This window comes from Frisingicoccus sp. (assembly GCF_048388605.1).
In the GTDB taxonomy this organism is placed as follows: Bacteria; Bacillota; Clostridia; order Lachnospirales; family Lachnospiraceae; genus Frisingicoccus.
In genome coordinates, this window is record NZ_DBGCTU010000008.1 from 19,930 (window position 1) to 37,890 (window position 17,961).

Annotated in this window: 16 protein-coding genes; 14 read left to right on the forward strand and 2 right to left on the reverse strand. The window is 46.9% G+C overall.

The genetic code is table 11. The features are described from left to right. Positions 1 to 317 precede the first annotated feature (317 nt). The 9 genes from ACMN7X_RS01715 to nagA all read left to right on the forward strand — a co-directional run bounded on the left by ACMN7X_RS01715 (position 318) and on the right by nagA (position 9,993). Positions 318 to 1,925 (forward strand): ABC transporter substrate-binding protein, encoded by a 1,608-nt coding sequence (locus ACMN7X_RS01715; RefSeq protein WP_418745777.1) that lies wholly within the window; start codon positions 318 to 320, stop codon positions 1,923 to 1,925. 133 nt (positions 1,926 to 2,058) lie between these two features. Next, the gene (locus ACMN7X_RS01720) at positions 2,059 to 3,018 is read left to right on the forward strand and encodes an ABC transporter permease (protein ID WP_418745778.1); all 960 of its coding nucleotides are present in this window, start codon (positions 2,059 to 2,061) and stop codon (positions 3,016 to 3,018) included. A 17-nt stretch (positions 3,019 to 3,035) separates the two neighbouring features. Further along, positions 3,036 to 3,923 (forward strand): ABC transporter permease, encoded by an 888-nt coding sequence (locus tag ACMN7X_RS01725; RefSeq protein WP_418745779.1) that lies wholly within the window; start codon positions 3,036 to 3,038, stop codon positions 3,921 to 3,923. A gap of 10 nt (positions 3,924 to 3,933) precedes the next feature. Beyond that, complete coding sequence (locus ACMN7X_RS01730; protein ID WP_418745780.1) at positions 3,934 to 4,962, forward strand: ABC transporter ATP-binding protein; 1,029 nt, start codon at positions 3,934 to 3,936, stop codon at positions 4,960 to 4,962. 1 nt (position 4,963) lies between these two features. Further along, a complete protein-coding gene (locus ACMN7X_RS01735; RefSeq protein ID WP_418745781.1) occupies positions 4,964 to 5,983 on the forward strand; it encodes an ABC transporter ATP-binding protein in 1,020 nt (339 codons plus the stop codon). After that, on the forward strand, positions 5,980 to 6,432 hold the full coding sequence (locus tag ACMN7X_RS01740; RefSeq protein WP_418745782.1) for a YhcH/YjgK/YiaL family protein: 453 nt from the start codon (positions 5,980 to 5,982) through the stop codon (positions 6,430 to 6,432). The genes ACMN7X_RS01735 and ACMN7X_RS01740 overlap by 4 nt, the downstream gene beginning before the upstream one ends. A gap of 29 nt (positions 6,433 to 6,461) precedes the next feature. Next, positions 6,462 to 7,379, forward strand: coding sequence for a dihydrodipicolinate synthase family protein (locus ACMN7X_RS01745; RefSeq protein WP_418745783.1), 918 nt, complete (start codon positions 6,462 to 6,464; stop codon positions 7,377 to 7,379). A gap of 8 nt (positions 7,380 to 7,387) precedes the next feature. Continuing rightward, positions 7,388 to 8,851 carry a hypothetical protein gene (locus ACMN7X_RS01750; protein ID WP_418745784.1) on the forward strand — a complete coding sequence of 488 codons (1,464 nt, stop codon included), beginning with the start codon at positions 7,388 to 7,390 and terminating at the stop codon, positions 8,849 to 8,851. After that, positions 8,851 to 9,993: an N-acetylglucosamine-6-phosphate deacetylase gene (gene nagA, locus ACMN7X_RS01755; RefSeq protein WP_418745785.1), complete on the forward strand. Its 1,143-nt coding sequence runs from the start codon at positions 8,851 to 8,853 to the stop codon at positions 9,991 to 9,993. Before ACMN7X_RS01750 ends, nagA begins: the two co-directional genes overlap by 1 nt. A gap of 68 nt (positions 9,994 to 10,061) precedes the next feature. On the opposite strand, the gene ACMN7X_RS01760 is transcribed toward nagA, so the two are convergent. Together ACMN7X_RS01760 and ACMN7X_RS01765 are read right to left on the reverse strand one after the other, a co-directional pair. Continuing rightward, complete coding sequence (locus ACMN7X_RS01760; protein ID WP_418745786.1) at positions 10,062 to 10,793, reverse strand: MgtC/SapB family protein; 732 nt, start codon at positions 10,791 to 10,793, stop codon at positions 10,062 to 10,064. An 18-nt stretch (positions 10,794 to 10,811) separates the two neighbouring features. After that, positions 10,812 to 12,281 carry a cation:proton antiporter gene (locus ACMN7X_RS01765; RefSeq protein ID WP_418745787.1) on the reverse strand — a complete coding sequence of 490 codons (1,470 nt, stop codon included), beginning with the start codon at positions 12,279 to 12,281 and terminating at the stop codon, positions 10,812 to 10,814. 116 nt (positions 12,282 to 12,397) lie between these two features. Between ACMN7X_RS01765 and ACMN7X_RS01770 the strand changes: the two genes are divergently transcribed. The 5 genes from ACMN7X_RS01770 to ACMN7X_RS01790 all read left to right on the forward strand — a co-directional run bounded on the left by ACMN7X_RS01770 (position 12,398) and on the right by ACMN7X_RS01790 (position 17,945). Beyond that, positions 12,398 to 13,309: a LysR family transcriptional regulator gene (locus ACMN7X_RS01770; RefSeq protein WP_418745788.1), complete on the forward strand. Its 912-nt coding sequence runs from the start codon at positions 12,398 to 12,400 to the stop codon at positions 13,307 to 13,309. A gap of 47 nt (positions 13,310 to 13,356) precedes the next feature. Continuing rightward, positions 13,357 to 14,028, forward strand: coding sequence for a response regulator transcription factor (locus ACMN7X_RS01775; RefSeq protein ID WP_418745789.1), 672 nt, complete (start codon positions 13,357 to 13,359; stop codon positions 14,026 to 14,028). A 16-nt stretch (positions 14,029 to 14,044) separates the two neighbouring features. Beyond that, entirely contained in the window at positions 14,045 to 15,028 is a 984-nt protein-coding gene (locus ACMN7X_RS01780) for a sensor histidine kinase (RefSeq protein WP_418745790.1), read from the forward strand. 113 nt (positions 15,029 to 15,141) lie between these two features. After that, positions 15,142 to 15,906: an ABC transporter ATP-binding protein gene (locus ACMN7X_RS01785; protein WP_418745791.1), complete on the forward strand. Its 765-nt coding sequence runs from the start codon at positions 15,142 to 15,144 to the stop codon at positions 15,904 to 15,906. After that, positions 15,903 to 17,945, forward strand: a complete 2,043-nt coding sequence (locus ACMN7X_RS01790; protein WP_418745792.1) for an ABC transporter permease — start codon at positions 15,903 to 15,905, stop codon at positions 17,943 to 17,945. The genes ACMN7X_RS01785 and ACMN7X_RS01790 overlap by 4 nt, the downstream gene beginning before the upstream one ends. Positions 17,946 to 17,961: the final 16 nt, after the last annotated feature.

Consider the following 17,961-nt stretch of genomic DNA (forward strand, 5'->3'; position numbering starts at 1 on the left):
AAAAACGCCTCCTTGCATATTTAAAAAATCTATTTTGATTATAGAACAATTTAATAGCTAACGCAAGAAATGTTTCAAAAACTTTTTAAGCGCAATGATAAAAATTTACATTTTTGTGAATACGTTTTAAAAAATCGCCAAAAAAAATACTGTTTTTACTAAATTTAAAAAGACAAAATTCGAAGCGTATTATGCAACATGCATAAAAAATAAATGAATTTTCATCTATTTAAGATATTGAAAATTATTTTCAGAGAAGGTATGATAAATACAACGATGAGCATGCGAATGCTTAGTGCAAAAAGGAGGAAGTTACTATGAAAAAAATGTTGGCCGCCTTATTGGCAACCACGCTGGTTGTCGCTTCTCTGGTCGGATGTGGTTCAGGGAACAAAGAGACAACAGCGGCAAAATCCGACGAAACAACAGCAGAAAGTACGGCAGAACCGGCTGCTGTTGACGGCGGAACTTTAAAATTGTCTGTAACGACAGGTGATGGTTCCACAACAGATGATAAGATTCCGACACCATGGTATAACCGCATCATGGCAACGAATCTGATGTTCCGTGCCCTGCTTATTGCAGACAGTGATCTGACGAATCCACAGCCGGATCTGGCAGATTCTGTAGAGATCAGTGAAGATGGCCTCGTATATACCATTACTATGAAGGATGGTTTAAAATGGTCTGACGGCGAGGCTCTCACGGCAGAGGATGTGCAGTGGTCGATTGAAACGGCATTAAAAGCTGCGACATGTAACTCCATTTACACATCTGCCTTCAAGAAAATCGACAGCATGGCTATCGATGGCAGCACGCTCACAATGACATTGTCAGAGCCTTACGCTTCAATGAAAGATGTCCTTGCTCAGTTTGCGATCCTGCCAAAGCATTGTCTCGAAAATGCCGATCCGCTGACACTTGAATCCGACGCGTTTTGGACAAATCCGGTTTGCTCCGGAATGTATACGTTGGATGAACTGAATGTAGGCAATTATTTCACGTTAAAAATCAATGAAAACTACGAAGGAACAGCGCCGAAGATTCAGTCCATCATCTGTTATTTCGTACAGGATTACATCACAGCAGCCCAGGCCGGACAGGCAGATTATGTGTTTGGCAATGCCGCCGACCTTGTAGAAGCGCTGGAAGGTATGCCAAACTACACAGAACATGAAGTTGACGTGTTATTCTATAAATATTTCCTGTTTAATATGAAGGGCGTTGACGGTAATGAAAACGAAGCGATGCAGAGCGTAGAAGTCCGTAAGGCTTTGATCGAAGCCATTGACCGTGCGACACTGGCAACACTTTATCCGACAGCTTCTGTTTTGAACAGTGGTGTTCCAAACAATAATGAGGCTTACAACGGATTTGAATATACCTTCGATGCCGAAAAAGCAAAAGCGGACCTTCAGGCTGCCGGGTATGATATGAGCCGTACATTGAAAATCTGCTATTATAATAATGATCAGACCTCCATCGACCTGATTCAGACAGTGGTTCATTATCTTGAACAGACAGGCCTGACGGTTGAGGCAACATTGTCCAATGATGGAACGACTGATTTGTTTACAACACGTAATTACGATATCGGCTTCAAAGGAAAGAGTTCATTCTCCATTGATGAATGGTATACCGAATATCAGAGTACAGATGCCTTGTTTGCAAATGTATTCGGCGGCGGCGATGAATTTGATGAATTGGTAAACAACCTGTTCAAAGCAACAGATTCCGTAGCAAGAAATGAAGCTTTGAAAGCGCTTCAGGATAAGGAGCAGGAAGTCGTTTATAAAGTTCCAGTGTTCACTGTCGGTACATATGTATTCACAAGTGATAAGGTTATTGTTCCGGAAGGTGTAACATTCTGCAATCCGCTGTACATGTGTGATCTGAAGTTTGCTGACTGGGAAATGGCTCAGTAAGACAATAATTTAAAATCAGACAAGGATTCAATGATGAAAGGGGGAGACGGGAGAGATGATTTCGAAAGTCTCCCCTTGTTTATGGGAGGTTTGAAGTTTTTGTTTGATGCTGCTTTAAGAATGGGGTGATAGAATGTTAAAATTCATCATTAAAAAGCTGCTCATGATGATTCCGATGCTTTTGGTTATCAGTTTTATTGTATATTATGGTTTGCAGCTGACAGGTATTGATCCGATTAACTTTATGGTCAGCCCGGAGATGCTCTCTTCAAATAAAGAAAATGTTGAAGCGCTGCGGGAATCTCTCGGATTGAATGACCCGTTGATCGTACAGTATTTCCGCTGGCTTGGAAATATCCTGCATGGTGATCTCGGATATTCCTTTGACGGCTCTTCCATTGCTTCCGTGATCGCGGTAAGACTGCCATATACCTTTGAACTTGCCGGGTATTCCCTGCTGTTCTCAACGATTATCGGTATCGGCATCGGTATTATTTCCGCGGTACGTCAGAATGGTATTATTGATTATGTTGGCCGTGTCCTGGCTGTTTTGGGACAGGCGGTCCCTCAGTTCCTTGTTGGCATTATATTGATTCAGATTTTTTCAATTAAACTCGGATGGTTCCCGGCGAGCAATCGTGTCAGCCCGGATGCGACAAGCGCTTTTTCGGATGCCTTTTTCCATCTTTTCCTTCCAGTGCTCACTCTGACTATCGGTATGGTTGCCGTTTTGATGCGTTACGCCCGAAACACCATGCTGGATGTATTGAACAGCGATTATATTAAAACCGCCCGTTCCAAAGGTATTCCGGAGTGGAAGGTTTATCTGAAGCATGGATTCAGAAATGCCATGAAACCGGTTTTGGTTATCCTGGTATTCCGTATTCCGGCGCTGATCGGCGGTTCCGTTGTTATTGAAACCGTGTTTTCCTATCCGGGGATCGGTTTAACGATGACAAATGCGATCGTATCCGGCGATTATCCGGTAGTACTGGTTACAACATTGATCATTGCGGCCACCATGTTGATCTGTTCCTTCATGGTTGATGTATTCAATGCATTGCTGGATCCGCGTGTACGCCTTGGCGAATAAAGAAGGAGGAAGAACTTATGGGTGAAACAACGAGTATTAAAGCTTCGAATAAAAGCGCATCTTCTTCTTTATTTAAGCGAAATGTGCGGAAATTTATGAATAATAAACTGGCTGTGCTCGGCCTGGTTATTATCGTGGTTATTACGGCTGCATGCATCATTGGCATGATCACCGGTGTGGATTACGGCACGCCGGTGCTGACAGATATGAAACAGGCGCCGGGAAACGGACATCTTTTCGGTACAGACACCATTGGCCGTGATCTGTTTTCCAGAGTGCTTGTCGGCGGATGCTATTCAATCCTTATCGGCGCCTTCTGCGCGGTGATGAGCTCGGTGATCGGCGCGATTCTGGGAGCTCTTGCCGGATATTTCGGCGGAAAAGTGGATATGGTTCTTATTCGTATCTCTGAAATTTTCCAGGCCTTTCCACAGCTTGTGCTTGTCATGATGCTCGTGGCTATCGTGAATAAACGGGGTCTCGGCAACCTGTTGTTTATTTTTGTATTTACCGGCTGGATGACGACTTTCCGTATGGTGCGCAACGAGTTTATGAGCCTGAAAAATGAGACCTATGTTAAAGTCTGTGAGGCTTTTGGAATGAAGAAAAGCAATATTATGTTTAAGCAGATCCTTCCGAATGTAATGAGCCCGGTGATCGTTTCCACAACAACAAACGTTGCCTTTTTCATTTTGCAGGAAGCGGCGCTTTCCTTCATCGGCCTTGGTGTTGCCGACAGCACGCCGACATGGGGGAATATTTTAAATGCGGCGAAATCCGTATCTGTTGTAACCAATCAGTGGTGGATCTGGGTGTTCCCGGGTCTCGCTATCAGTCTTTTTGTCCTGGCAATCAACTTCTTCGGTGACGGTCTGCGGGATGTGCTGGATGCAAAACAGCAGTAAGGAGGGCCTCATGGATAGTAAAGAATATATTTTAAATGTTGAAAAATTAAATACAAGTTTTATTTCTGACAGAAAAGAGATTCAGATCGTTAAGGACGTTTCCTTTAGAGTGCGCCGTGGAAAAACGATGGCTGTTGTCGGTGAATCCGGCTGCGGGAAGAGTGTCACCATGAATTCCATTATGCGTTTTACCGGCAGAAATGCGATCGTCAAAGCGGACAGTATCCAGTACAATGCGCTGCGAAACGGAGGAATCGTCGAATATCATCTCGAGAGTATTAAAGAGCCGAACGGCCCGGAAATGCGGGCGCTGCGCGGCCCGGATATGTCCATGGTATTTCAGGATCCGATGTCCAGTCTGAATCCGGTGTATAAAGTCGGAGATCAGGTGGCTGAGGGGCTTCTTCAGCACAATAAGGGAATGAAAAAAGCGGAAGCGCGCGAAAAAGTTCTTGAGATGTTCCGCAAACTCGGTATTCCGGATCCGGAGGAACGAATTGACTGTTATCCGCATCAGTTTTCCGGCGGCATGAAACAGAGGGTAGTTATTGCCATTGCCATGATCTGTAACCCGGAGCTGATCATCTGCGATGAGCCGACGACGGCCCTCGATGTGACGATTCAGGCCCAGATCATGGACCTTTTAAAAGAGCTTCAGGTAAAAGAGGGCAAGTCCATTATTCTGATCACCCATAATATGGGACTTGTAGCCGAGATGGCGGATGAAGTCTGTGTTATGTATATGGGACGTGTGGTTGAATTCGGCAGCCTGGAAGACCTTTTTGACCGTACAAGCCATCCGTACACACGGGCGCTGCTTCGGAGCGTGCCGGTTCTCGGCCTGGCTGACGGACAGAAGCTGGAAACCATTCCGGGGGCCACGCCGAATCCGGCAGATCTGAAAGGCGGCTGTGAATTTGCGGACCGTTGTTCCGAGTGTACGGAGCGGTGCCGGGAGAAAACCATACCGATGTTTGAAATTTCCCCGGGACACCGGGTACGTTGTCTGAAATTTGATTCTTATCCGGAGGTGGACTGATATGAGTACAGAGAATAAAGAAATTATCTTTAAGATCCGGAATTTGCAGACATGGTTTCCGATTACAAAGGGTTTTATGAAAAAAGTCGTCGGACACGTTAAAGCGGTGGATGATGTCAGCCTGGATGTCTATAAGGGAGAGACTCTGGGAATTGTCGGCGAATCGGGCTGTGGAAAGTCAACTTTTGGCAAGACAGTGATGATGCTTGAAAAGCCGACAGGCGGACAGGTGTTATTTGATTATGACGGTGAATATAAAGATATTACAAAATTCAATAAAGAGGAAATGTTTGAATTCCGTAAAAAGGTTCAGATGGTATTTCAGGATCCTTATTCTGCGTTAAATCCTCAGAAAAAAATTTACTCTTCCTTTGAAGAACCGTTAAAGACCCATGGCATTACTTCCGTGGAAGAACGGGAAAAGATGATGCAGCGCGTATTAAAAATGGTAAATATCCAGCCGGATTATCTGCTGCGTTATCCTCATGAGTTTTCCGGCGGACAGCGGCAGCGCCTTTGTATTGCCAGAGCGCTGGAGGTTATGCCGGAAGTATTGATCTGCGATGAACCCGTATCTGCCCTGGATGTATCCATTCAGGCCCAGGTATTGAATCTGATGAAAGAGATTCAGAAGGAACTGAATCTGACCTATCTTTTCATCGCTCATGACCTTTCCGTTGTTCAGTACATGTCTGACCGTATTATGGTGATGTACCTCGGAAAGATCGTGGAGGTTGCGGACTCCCGGGCACTTTATGAAGAACCGCTGCATCCGTATACAAAGGCATTGCTTTCGGCGATTCCTGTGGCGGATATACATAACAAAAAGCAGCGTCAGATTCTTGAAGGCGAGGTTCCGAGTCCGATCCATAAGCCGAGCGGCTGCGCTTTCCGCAATCGGTGTCCGCATTGTATGGACATTTGTAAAGAGCAGGATCCGGCGCTTCGGTATCATGGAAAAGAAGGTCATATGACAGCCTGTCATTTATATGACGGAGAAGAAAGTGGAGACAGCGAATGATTTATACTGACATGAATAATTTGGTACATTATCGCGGTATGGCGCCTCATTTGGACACGGCCATTGATTTTTTAAAAAGTCATGCCCTGACGGAGCTTCAGGCCGGAAGAAATGATGTGGACGGTGAAAATGTGTTTATCAATCGTTTTGGTTATGAGACGATGGAAGAAAAGAAAGCTGTTTTCGAAGCCCATGAATTTTATGCGGATATCCATCTGGTATTATCCGGACAGGAGTGGATCGGCGTGACAGACATGGAAAAAATGACAGTCACGGCTGTCGATAAAGCAACAGATACGGTGGATTGTGACGGCCCGGTGGAAAACCGGCTTTATATGGCGCCGGGGAAGGTGCTTATCGTGCTTCCTGAGGATGCTCACAAAGTTAAGATCGCCGTGGACGGCCCGGAACGGGTGGAGAAGGCAGTAGTAAAAGTGCAGATGAAATAGCAGACAGAATTGAAAGGAAAGCAATAATTATGAAAAATATTTCAAAGTATCAGGGAATCATTCCGGCATTTTACGCATGTTATGATGATCAGGGAGCTGTCAGCCCGGAGCGGGTGGAAGCACTTACAAAATATATGATTAAAAAAGGCGTTAAGGGTGTTTATGTCGGAGGCTCTTCCGGTGAATGTATTTATCAGAGTGTGGCGGAGCGAAAACTGGTTTTGGAGCATGTGATGAAGGCGGCTGAAGGAAAATTGACGGTGATCGCCCATGTGGCCTGTAATAATACGGCGGACAGCATGGAACTGGCCGCCCATGCCGAGAGTCTTGGCGTTGACGCTATTGCGGCGATTCCGCCGATTTATTTTCATTTGCCGGAGCATGCCATTGCCCGGTATTGGAATGATATTTCTTCCGCAGCGCCGAATACAGATTTTGTTATCTATAATATCCCCCAGTTGGCAGGGGTGGCGCTGACGATATCCTTATTTAGGGAAATGCGCAAAAATCCAAAGGTGGCCGCTGTAAAGAACAGTTCCATGCCTGTCCAGGATATTCAGATGTTCAAAATGGAGGGCGGCGAAGGTTTTGTTGTCTTTAACGGGCCGGATGAACAGCTTGTTTCCGGACTGGCTATGGGCGCCGACGGAGGAATCGGCGGGACTTATGCCGTTATGCCCGAGCTTTATTTAAAAATTGAAGAACTTTTGGGTGAGGGGAAAGTTGTGGAAGCCCAGAAAGTTCAGTATGCGGCGGATGAGATTATCTATGCCATGTGTGAATGCTGCGGAAATCTTTATGCGGTGATGAAGGAAATTCTGAGAATCCGGGAAGGACTGGATATCGGCGGTGTCCGCAGACCATTACCGGATTTGTTTCCGGAAGATATGACGCAGATAAAAAAATGTGTTATTATGATTGATGAAGCAATCAAGACATATTGTTAGGAAACGGGGTGGAGGCTTTGTCAAAATATTTAATGCTTGACCGAAGAATTTTAAATCCCCAGGCTATGGAAAACGTTTTGATACAGATAACGCCGCCGGAAAAGGATGTGAAAAATAATCCTCTGATGGTGCAGGATAAGCCCTGGGAGATACGGATTGACAATGGCTATCCCAATGTAATTTATGATAAAGAGAAAGAAGTATTCCGCTGTTATTACACGTTGTTTACGGATGATCCGGATACAGAAGGGACGACCGTTGAAGAACGGTCATCCAGAGATTATGTGCCGGGACCGGACAGGGTAACATCCTTGGCCTATGCGCAGAGCAGGGACGGTATTCACTGGGAGAAGCTCGCCCTGAACCGGGTGGAATGGCGTGGGAGCAAAGCAAATAATATTCTCTTCCTATTTGCTCATGGGACCGGGGTTATGCTTGATGAGCATAGCTCCGCTCCTGATAAAAAATATAAAATGGTAACAAAGGTCGATATTCTCGGGCATGGCGCTCATATGGCTGTGGCTTTTTCGCCGGATGGCCTTAACTGGTCAGAACTGATTCCATGGCCGGAGTATAATCCGCCGGCAGACAGTCACAATCTGCCTTTTTGGGATGAAAAAGAGGGCTGCTATATGCTTTTGTCCCGCATATGGAAAGACGGTATTCGAATGACGACGCTGAGCCGCAGCGATGATTTTATTCATTGGAGCGAGCCGAAGGAAACCCTTCGGGGGCGGGGCTTTGAGGCGCAGGTCTATTCGATGCCCGTATTTTTCTGGAATGATCTTTATTTGGGACTGGCTTCTATTATTCATGAAGGGGACCGGACAGACGGAGATTTTGATACGGTGGACTGTGAGTTGACATGGGCGGCGGAACCGGAGCATTTTGATTTTGTGGCGCCGGGACAACCGCTGATTCCGAGAGGCCGGGGCCGGTATCCGACGGGAGATTTTGACTGCGGCTGTATTTACGCGTCACAGCCGGTGGCTGCGGCCGATGGCGAACTTTGGCTCTATTATATGGGCGGCAACGGGCGGCATACGAATTTCCGCGAAACGTCGCTGGCGAGGGCGCGGTGGAAGCCGGACAGGTTTGCGGCTTTAACGCCAAAGCGCGGAGAAGAAAACAGTTTGATAACGACCTGCAGGATGAAGTTTGATGGAGGCGCGTTGGAAGTTCTGGCAGAAGCGGTGGATCAAAGCCGGCCGGTCTATCTGGCGGCTCAGGTGCATCGAGTCTGGACAGAGGCGCCGGTTTCGGGATTTACTTTTGAGGAAAGCCGGGCGCTTGACATGGAAGACGGATGGAGATCGCTTCAATGGCCGAAGGGCCTTGACAGTCTTGCGGGAACGACCGGTTGTATAAAATTGAAATTTAGAAACTTGAAAATCTGGGCAGTTCGGGGTGATATCTGTTCGGATGGACACCGCCTCTGGGAAGGCGCAGACATGGAAAACGAGGGATCATAATGATTATTCAGAGCAAAAGAGTCTGGATCGGCGGACAGTTTATGCCGGCTCAGATAGAGATTTCAGGAGATAAAATTCAAAAAATCTATGCTTATGGTGAGAAGCCGGCAGAAGAAGATTATGGCGATAGAGCGATTCTTCCGGGCTTTATCGATATTCATACCCACGGTTCCTATGGCTTTGACACAAATGACGGTGAACCGTCCGGGCTGAGAGACTGGATGGAACGGATCCCGGAAGAGGGTGTTACATCCATCTTGCCGACAACGGTAACACAGATGCCGGATGTTCTCATAAAAGCCGTGGCAAATGTGGCCGCTGTGATTGAAGAAGGCTATAAAGGCGCTGAAATTCTCGGCATACATTTTGAGGGGCCCTATCTGGATATGGACCATAAAGGAGCTCAGCCGTCGGAAGCCATTGCCCGGCCTTCCGCAGAGCAGTTTAAAATGTATCAGGAGGCGGCAAAGGGATGGATAAAATATATCACCGTAAGTCCGGAACACGATAAGGATTTTGAGCTGATCCGCTACTGTGCGGGAAATGGCGTGGTGGTCAGCATGGGACATTCCTCGGCAACCTATGAGCAGGCGCTGATGGCCGTAGCCAACGGCGTCACCTCCATGACTCATGTTTACAATGGTATGACGCCGCTGCATCACCGGGATCCGGGGCTTGTCGGCGCGGCTCTGCGTATCCGGGATATTTACGGCGAGATCATCGGGGACGGACATCATTCCCATGCGGCCGCTCTGAATCTGTTTTTTCAGGCCAAGGGTCGGGAACGGGGTATTTTGGTCACCGATTCTCTGCGGGCAAAACATTGTCCGCCGGGAGGTGATTATCAGCTCGGCGGCCATGACATCGAAATCGGCGGGGACGGTCTGGCGCGATTAAAGGGAACGGATACCATTGCCGGAAGCACCCTGCAGATGAATCAGGGCCTTCGAATTCTCATTGAGGAAGCCGGTGTGCCGGTGGATACGGCGATCAATGCCTGTACTTTAAATCCGGCGCGGTGTCTGGGGGTCGATGACCGGAAAGGAAAAATCTGCGCCGGATATGATGCGGATCTGGTTGTTCTGGACAGAGATTACTCGGTTGTTCAGACCTGGTGCCGGGGAAGGACATTCATAAAATAATAAAAAACGTTCGGAAATCTGAAGCGTCTGCCCGGAGGCGGACAAGCAAATTTCCGGACGTTTTTTATTTACATCATTTCCTCGATGTGGGATACATATTCCAGCGTGGATAGGGCTTCGATAATCTCATGATGCTTCTTATATTTTTTTAATTCTTCTTTTGTGATCGTAAAGGATATGGAATAAACGCTCAGGCCGGAATTCATATAGGCCGGGTTGATCTCAATATCATCGATCGTCATTCCGAGTTTTCGGATCGTCGTTATAAAATCCTGAAGATTACTTTTGTTTTTTAATTCCAGATGGACTTCGAAATGATTGGACTTGTCTTTTAAATAAAGTTCTGCCGCAGGCAGCAGGGAAAGACAGATCATGGTTGCGGCAAAGCTGAGCAGGGCGGCCGTGTAAAATCCGCCGCCGATGGATAAGCCGATAAATCCGCTGGCCCAGAGGGCAAACCCGGTGGTCAGCCCTTTGATCTGATTTCTTGAGCTGTACCAGAAGGAGTTTTCACTGATAATGGCAATGCCGATGATCGACGCTGCGGAGATGATGGGGAGCGCCATCCCCCGGACTGCGTGACAATAGCTGTCGAGCATCATCGCCGAGGCAGAAGCCGTGTAGACAATGATGAATGTCCGGAGACCGGCAGAGTGGCGTTTATGGGCTCGCTCGCAGCCGATAATGGTGGCGCATATGAAGGCCAGGGCCAGCCGGAAAAGGATGGAATAATAATTCAGATCGGCGGTCCAGGGACCGAGAAATTTCGTGATCGGGTCTATATAGGATGTTAGATCCATGGGAAAATACCTCCTTTATTATTTTAAGTTTAAGAAATGGCCTTTGCTGTATGTACCGTAAGTGCCATAGGATTCATACTGTTCTTCGGCGGCCTGCGTAAAGGCCTGTTCTTCATCATTTTCCATCATGAGATGGGATGGCAGCTCTTCCTGAATCTGCTGCAGACGTTCGATCAATATTTCAACCTGAGTTTTCGGCGTGCCCGAATCCGTAGTTTCCGACACTTCCGTCAGATTTTCCAGAACATCCGAGTAGGAGTGAGACAGATAGAGGGCCAGTTTGGCACAGCCCGGTCCGATGAGTTCATAGAGAACGCTGGAAGCCAGTATGATTGTCTGAAGGCTGACGCCAACGTCGTTTCCGAGGGAACGGACGCAGAGGGAGGCCAGCCCGATGGCAACGCCGGCCTGAGGGATCAGAGCCAGCCCCAGGTAATTGCGTACATCCGCCGATTTTCCGGTAATAAGGCAGCCGAGAAAGGCACCGGCGTATTTGCCGACAATACGGGTGATAAAGTAAAGAATACCGACAGTCAGCACGGAAACACTTCCGACAAGGCTTCCGCTGCCCGTTAGAATTCCCAGATTAAAGCTGACCCCTGAGCGGACAAAAAACAGGAGAAGAATCGGCGGGTTAAAATAATTGAGCTGTTTAAATAATTTATCATCCTCTGTAATATTAATATAGACCATGCCCATGGCCATGCAGCCGAGGAGCGGCGATACGTCCAAAACGGCGCATATGCCGCAGAAAAGGAATAAAATGCTGACAGAGATGATCAGACGGTTATCCGTGGAACGTTTGGTTGAAATCAGCATTTTCATTAAAAAAGCGAAGGAACCGCCAAGCGCCAGAGCAAAAAGATTGGTGAGGATCGGCAGCAGCATGGTTTCAAAAACATTCCCGGAGGATGTGCCGGACAGGCTGCTGACAGCAATTGAGATGGCAACGCTGTAAGCCACCAGTCCGACGACATCGTCCATGGCGACAACCTGGAGGAGTGTATCAACAAAGTCGCCATGAGCTCCGGTCTGACGGATAGTCATTATGGTTGAGGCCGGGGCGGTAGCCGAGGCCAGCGCGGCAAGGACTATGGAGAAAGCCATATTTAAATGGAGGATAAAATAAGTCATTATAAAAACGGCCAGCGAGGCCATCAACGCTTCAAAAAGTGTAATGACGGCAGATTTTAATCCATTCTTTTTTAATGTGGACAATTTGAAAAATTCGCCGACGCTGAAAGCGATAAAGGCCAGGGCAATGTCCGCCAGGAAATCGCTTCCCTGAATAAAATTTGATGGAATAAGATTCAGGCAATAAGGGCCGATAAGAATCCCGGTGAGAATATAGGCGGTCACATTCGGAAGCCGGAGCTGCTTAGTGATCCGCGTCATACAGAATCCCAGAAAGAGCATCAGAGCGATAGGGATGATCACCGTTGTGACGGCCGACGTAGTGCCTGCGTGATAATAAATTTGATTTAACATTGTTCTGTTCCTCCTTGAAAATACCATGCTTTGTATGATATACTTCTTTTATAAAAAAATAAAATTATATTATTTTTTCAAACTATAAAGATAATTTATAATTAAGGGATGTAGCTATGATAGACGCAAAAGTATTTTCATTATTGGCGGTGGCGGAACTGAAGAATATTACAAAGGCTGCGGAGATGTTGTCTCTGACGCAGCCGGCGGTCAGCCACCATATCAGTCAGCTGGAAAAGGAGCTCGGAGTGACGCTTTTTATACGTGGGAAAGGGCGCCTGGAGCTGACGGAATCGGGAAAAACAGTGGTAAAATATGCCAAAATGATGGTATCGGCCCAGGAACGTCTGAAGGTGGCCCTGTTCGATGAAGGGCGGCATTTGACGCGGCTCCGCATCGGTATCACCCACACGGCGGAGAGCAATATTATCGTGGAGGTTCTGGCAAAATACGGCAATGATAATCCGAATGTTATTATTACGATTATCACTGACACTATAAAAAATCTTTATACTATGCTGGAAAGCTATGAGCTGGATTTAGTCATTGCCGAGGGGCGTCCGAACAGTAATTCAATGAGTTCCCTTCTTTTGGATACGGATTATCTTGTCTGTGCCGTGGCGAATGAAAACCCGATCTCGAAGAAACCGATGGTTACCATCAGCGGCCTGAAAAATCAGAAGATGATCATGCGTCTGCCGGAATCGGGAACGGTCAATCTGTTTGCGGCCAGCCTGGAGAGTATCAACGAATCCATCGATGATTTTAATATTATTCTGGAGGTGGATAATATTGCGACGATTAAGGATCTGATCCGAAAAAATCTCGGCGTTTCCGTATTGCCGAAAAGCACCTGCATGGATGAGGCGCGCAAGAAAAAGCTGACGCTGCTGCCTATTGAGAACATGAGCATGCTCCGGGAAACGAATATTATCTATCAGAAGGATTTTTCCCACCCTGAGGTTTTGCAGGATATAATGTCCATTTATAAAAAGGCCATCAAGGCCAAGGTCAAGCTGAGAAACTGATGGCTTTGCCGGCAGAATAAAAAGAGGATGGAACGGGAGGAAAGAAAATGTATCGGATATTAATTGTAGAAGATGACATGGGAATTGCATCGGCCATGAAAAAACAGATCGAGATGTGGGATTTGGAAGCCCGCTGTGTTGAAAACTTCCGGGATGTGATGAGTGAATTTTCTGAATTTAATCCCCAGCTTGTCCTTTTGGACATTTCCCTGCCTTTTTATAATGGTTATTATTGGTGTACAGAGATACGGAAATTTTCAAAGGTGCCGATTATTTTTGTTTCCTCGGCATCGGATAATATGAACATTGTCATGGCGATGAATATGGGCGGCGATGATTTTATTGCAAAGCCCTTTGATCTGAATGTGCTCACGGCAAAAATTCAGGCGATATTGCGGCGGACTTATGATTTTGGGGGCCAGATGACGATTCTGCAGCATCGGGGAGCTCTGCTGAACACCTCGGATGCCAGTCTGACCTATAATGGGGAGCGCATTGAGCTGACAAAAAATGATTATCGGATACTGAGGACTCTGATGGAAAATAAGGGAAAAGTCGTCAGCCGTGATACCCTGATGGAGCGGCTTTGGGAGACAGACAGTTTTGTGGATGAAAATGCCCTGACGGTCAATATTGCCCGGCTTCGTAAGAAGCTTGAGCAGGTGGGGCTTTCCGAATTTATTGTGACGAAAAAGGGTATGGGCTATTTGATCGGATAAGGAGGCTGAGGACAGAATGGTATTTGAGTACATAAGACTTCATAAAAAAGCGGTTGGGATGTATTTTATATTTGCACTGATTTTCGGGATCATATTTGCTATGTGGAAACTTCCGGTGATCTCAGTGTTTTATGGAACGGTCCTGGGCCTGTTTGCCGCCGTGATTTTCTGCGGGAAGGATTATGCCCGGTTTTGCAGAAAGCATATGGAGCTGAGGGCATTGGCAGAAAATATTAAATTTTCGGATAGCTGTCTTCCGGAGACAGACGGCCTGATCGAGGCGGATTATCAGGAGGTTTTGCGGACGCTTTATGATGAAAAACAGAAAGTGACGAATCAGATGTCGCGCCAGTATTCGGATATGGTGGAATATTACACCATATGGGCCCATCAGATCAAAACCCCGATCTCTGCCATGCGCCTTCAGCTCCAGGGAGAGGATAATGAAAACAGCCGGGAGCTTTTGGAGGAGCTGCAGCGGATCGAGCAGTATGTGGAGATGGTGCTGACCTATCTGCGGCTGGATTCCGGTTCGACGGATTATCTTCTCAGGCGGTATGATCTGGACGGCATCGTGCGTCAGGCTGTGCGAAAATATGCCTCCCAGTTTATCCGCAAAAAGATCCGGCTGGTATATGAACCTCTTTCCTGCCAGGTGCTGACCGATGAAAAATGGCTCCTATTTGTCATTGAACAGGTGCTGTCCAATGCCTTAAAATATACCCGTTCCGGGGAGATTTCCATCACGCTGGAAGCTCCGCAGACATTGTGTATCCGGGATACGGGCATCGGGATCGCAGAGGAGGACCTGCCGAGAATCTTTGAGAAAGGGTTTACCGGCTATAACGGGCGCAGCGATAAAAAGGCCAGCGGTATCGGACTTTATCTCTGCCGGAGGATCTGCGGCCGCCTGAATCATACAATCTCGGTGACATCCCGGGTGGATGTGGGGACAGAAGTGCGCATTGATCTATACCATCGGGCAATGGAAGTTGAATAGGAATATTTCAAAAATGTAAGGTTGGATCGGGGAAATGTAAGCCAAAGCGATGGCAGCACATTTCCCTGTTTTGCTACAATATACTCGTAAAAGATGAGAAGGAGGAAATCCAAATGGCAATTTTGGAAGTCAGTAATATCAAAAAAATTTATACAACACGGTTTGGAGCCAATAAGGTTCAGGCCCTTTCAAATGTGACCTTTAGTGTGGAAAAGGGAGAGTATGTGGCAATTATGGGAGAATCCGGTTCGGGGAAGACGACACTTTTAAATATCCTGGCCGCATTGGACCGTCCAACCTCCGGCAGCGTCTGTCTGGACGGCAATGAACTTTCAAAAATCCGTGAGTCAAAGATTGCGGAGTTTCGGCGGGATAATCTTGGGTTCGTTTTTCAGGATTTTAATCTTCTGGATACATTTACTTTAAAGGACAATATTATGCTTCCCCTTGTTCTGGCCGGAAAACATTACGGGGAAATGCGGGCAAAGTTGACGCCGATCGTGCAGAAACTCGGCATCGAAGGCCTGATGGGCAAATATCCCTATGAAGTATCCGGCGGTCAGAAGCAGCGGGCGGCGGTGGCCCGGGCTTTGATCACCCATCCGAAGCTGATTCTGGCCGATGAGCCGACGGGTGCCCTGGATTCGAAATCCACCGATGAATTATTGGAATTATTCAGTAAGATCCATGAGGAAGGCCAGACAATTCTGATGGTGACCCATTCGGTAAAGGCGGCCAGCCATGCGAGCCGGGTATTATTTATTAAAGACGGTGAAGTTTTCCATCAGATTTATCGGGGAAGCAGCTCCAACGAGGAATTATATCAGAAGATTTCGGATACCCTGACAATTTTGATGACAGGTGGTGAGCGGCGATGAGACTGGGATTTTATCCAAAGCTGGCGCTGACCGGCATTGCCAAAAACAAGAAGACCTATTTTCCTTATATTTTAACGGGAATCGGCATGGTGATGATGCTTTACATTGTGACATTCCTTGCGAAAAGTGACGCTGTCGGCGCCCTGAGGGGAGGCCAGACGGTTCAGGGCTTTCTTCAGCTGGGAGTTTTCGTTATCGGCGTTTTTGCGACTATCCTTTTATTTTATACCAATTCTTTTCTGATCCGCCGGCGGAAAAAGGAATTTGGTTTATATAATATCCTCGGTATGGGCAAGGGGAATATTGCCAGAATAGTTATCTGGGAAAGCCTGATCATTGCAGTGGTATCCATTGTTCTGGGGCTTGGCTGCGGCCTGCTTTTTTCCAAGGCTGCGGAGCTTTTCGTATCGCGGATCATGAACAGTACGGCCGGATTTGGGTTCACCATCGATAAAAATGCGCTGCTTACAACATTGAGTTGGTTTGGACCTATTTTTCTGTTGATCCTTTTGAACAGCCTCCGGCAGATTTATATGTCAAAACCGGTAGAATTGATGAAAAGTGAGGCGGAGGGTGAAAAACCGCCGAAAGCCAATTGGATCCTCGCTTTGGCCGGTATTCTTCTTTTGGGCGGCGCTTATTATCTTGCCATAACGATTGATGACCCGGTGACGGCCATGGTTATGTTTTTTGTGGCGGTGGTTATGGTTATTCTGGCAACTTATCTGCTGTTTATCGCGGGCTCTGTTACCCTTTGCCGTCTGCTTCAGAAGAATAAACGTTACTATTATAAGACGAATCATTTTATATCCTTATCATCCATGGTGTATCGGATGAAGCGGAACGGCGCCGGTCTGGCCTCCATATGTATTCTTTCAACCATGGTGCTGGTTATGGTTTCTTCCACCTCCTGCCTGTATATCGGCGGGGAAAGTATGCTGCGGCAGCGCTATCCGCGGAATCTGATCCTGAATGTCAATGCGGACTGTTCGGACTATGTGGACTATGCGCAGCGGGTTTTTGACGATACACTGGATAATTTTCAGCTGGAAAAGGAAAATACGGTGCACTACCGGTATTTGGATGTGGCGGGCGTGATGGAGGCGGATACCGTATATTTTGATGATAGTAAGATCAAGGATTATTCCAATATATGGCAGCTGATCATCATACCTCTGGAGGATTACAATCAGACAGTGGGAGTCTCCGAGACACTTGCGGAAGGAGAGGCTTTAATCTATGCGACGAAAAAGGACTATAAATACGATGAGATTACTCTGGATGACATCGGAACTTTCCGGACAAGGGAAGCGGAAAAAGAATTTTTATCGAATGAAATTGACGCGATGCAGATTTTTCCGACACTTTACATGTTTGTGCAGGATGTGAATACTGTCCGGGATCGGATTAATGATGTGATGATTCAGATTGGTGAAACAGACAGGGCTTATGTTACGGATTATTACGGCTTTGATCTGGCCTGTGACGAGGAGCAGCAGGCGGCGGTTTATCAGCTGATGAATGAACAGATATCGAAGCAGACCATGATGGATAAGTTTGGCATGACCGAAGAGGAGGTCTCCGAGCTCCATGTATCCTTTACCTGCGCGGCCCTGGAGAGGGATGATTTTCTTGTCCTCAACAGCGGATTCTTTGCCCTTGGATTGATTTTGGGACTGGTATTTATCTGCGGTGCCGTGCTGATCATGTATTATAAGCAGATCATCGAGGGTTATGAGGACCAGTCCCGGTTTGAGATCCTTCAGAAAGTGGGTATGACAAAGCAGGAGATCCGAAGGAGCATCAATTCTCAGGTGCTGACCGTTTTCTTTGCGCCGCTGATCATGTCGGGAATCCATATGGGATTTGCTTTTCCGTTGATTTCCAAACTTTTGCTGCTCTTTGGCCTGATGAATACCCGGCTGCTGATCATGATCACTCTCGGCTGTTTCTTTATATTTGCTGCATTTTATATCCTTGTGTATCTGGCAACGTCCAGGGCATACTATGGAATTGTCAGTGAAAATAATTTAGATTAAAATCATTTGCGTCAAA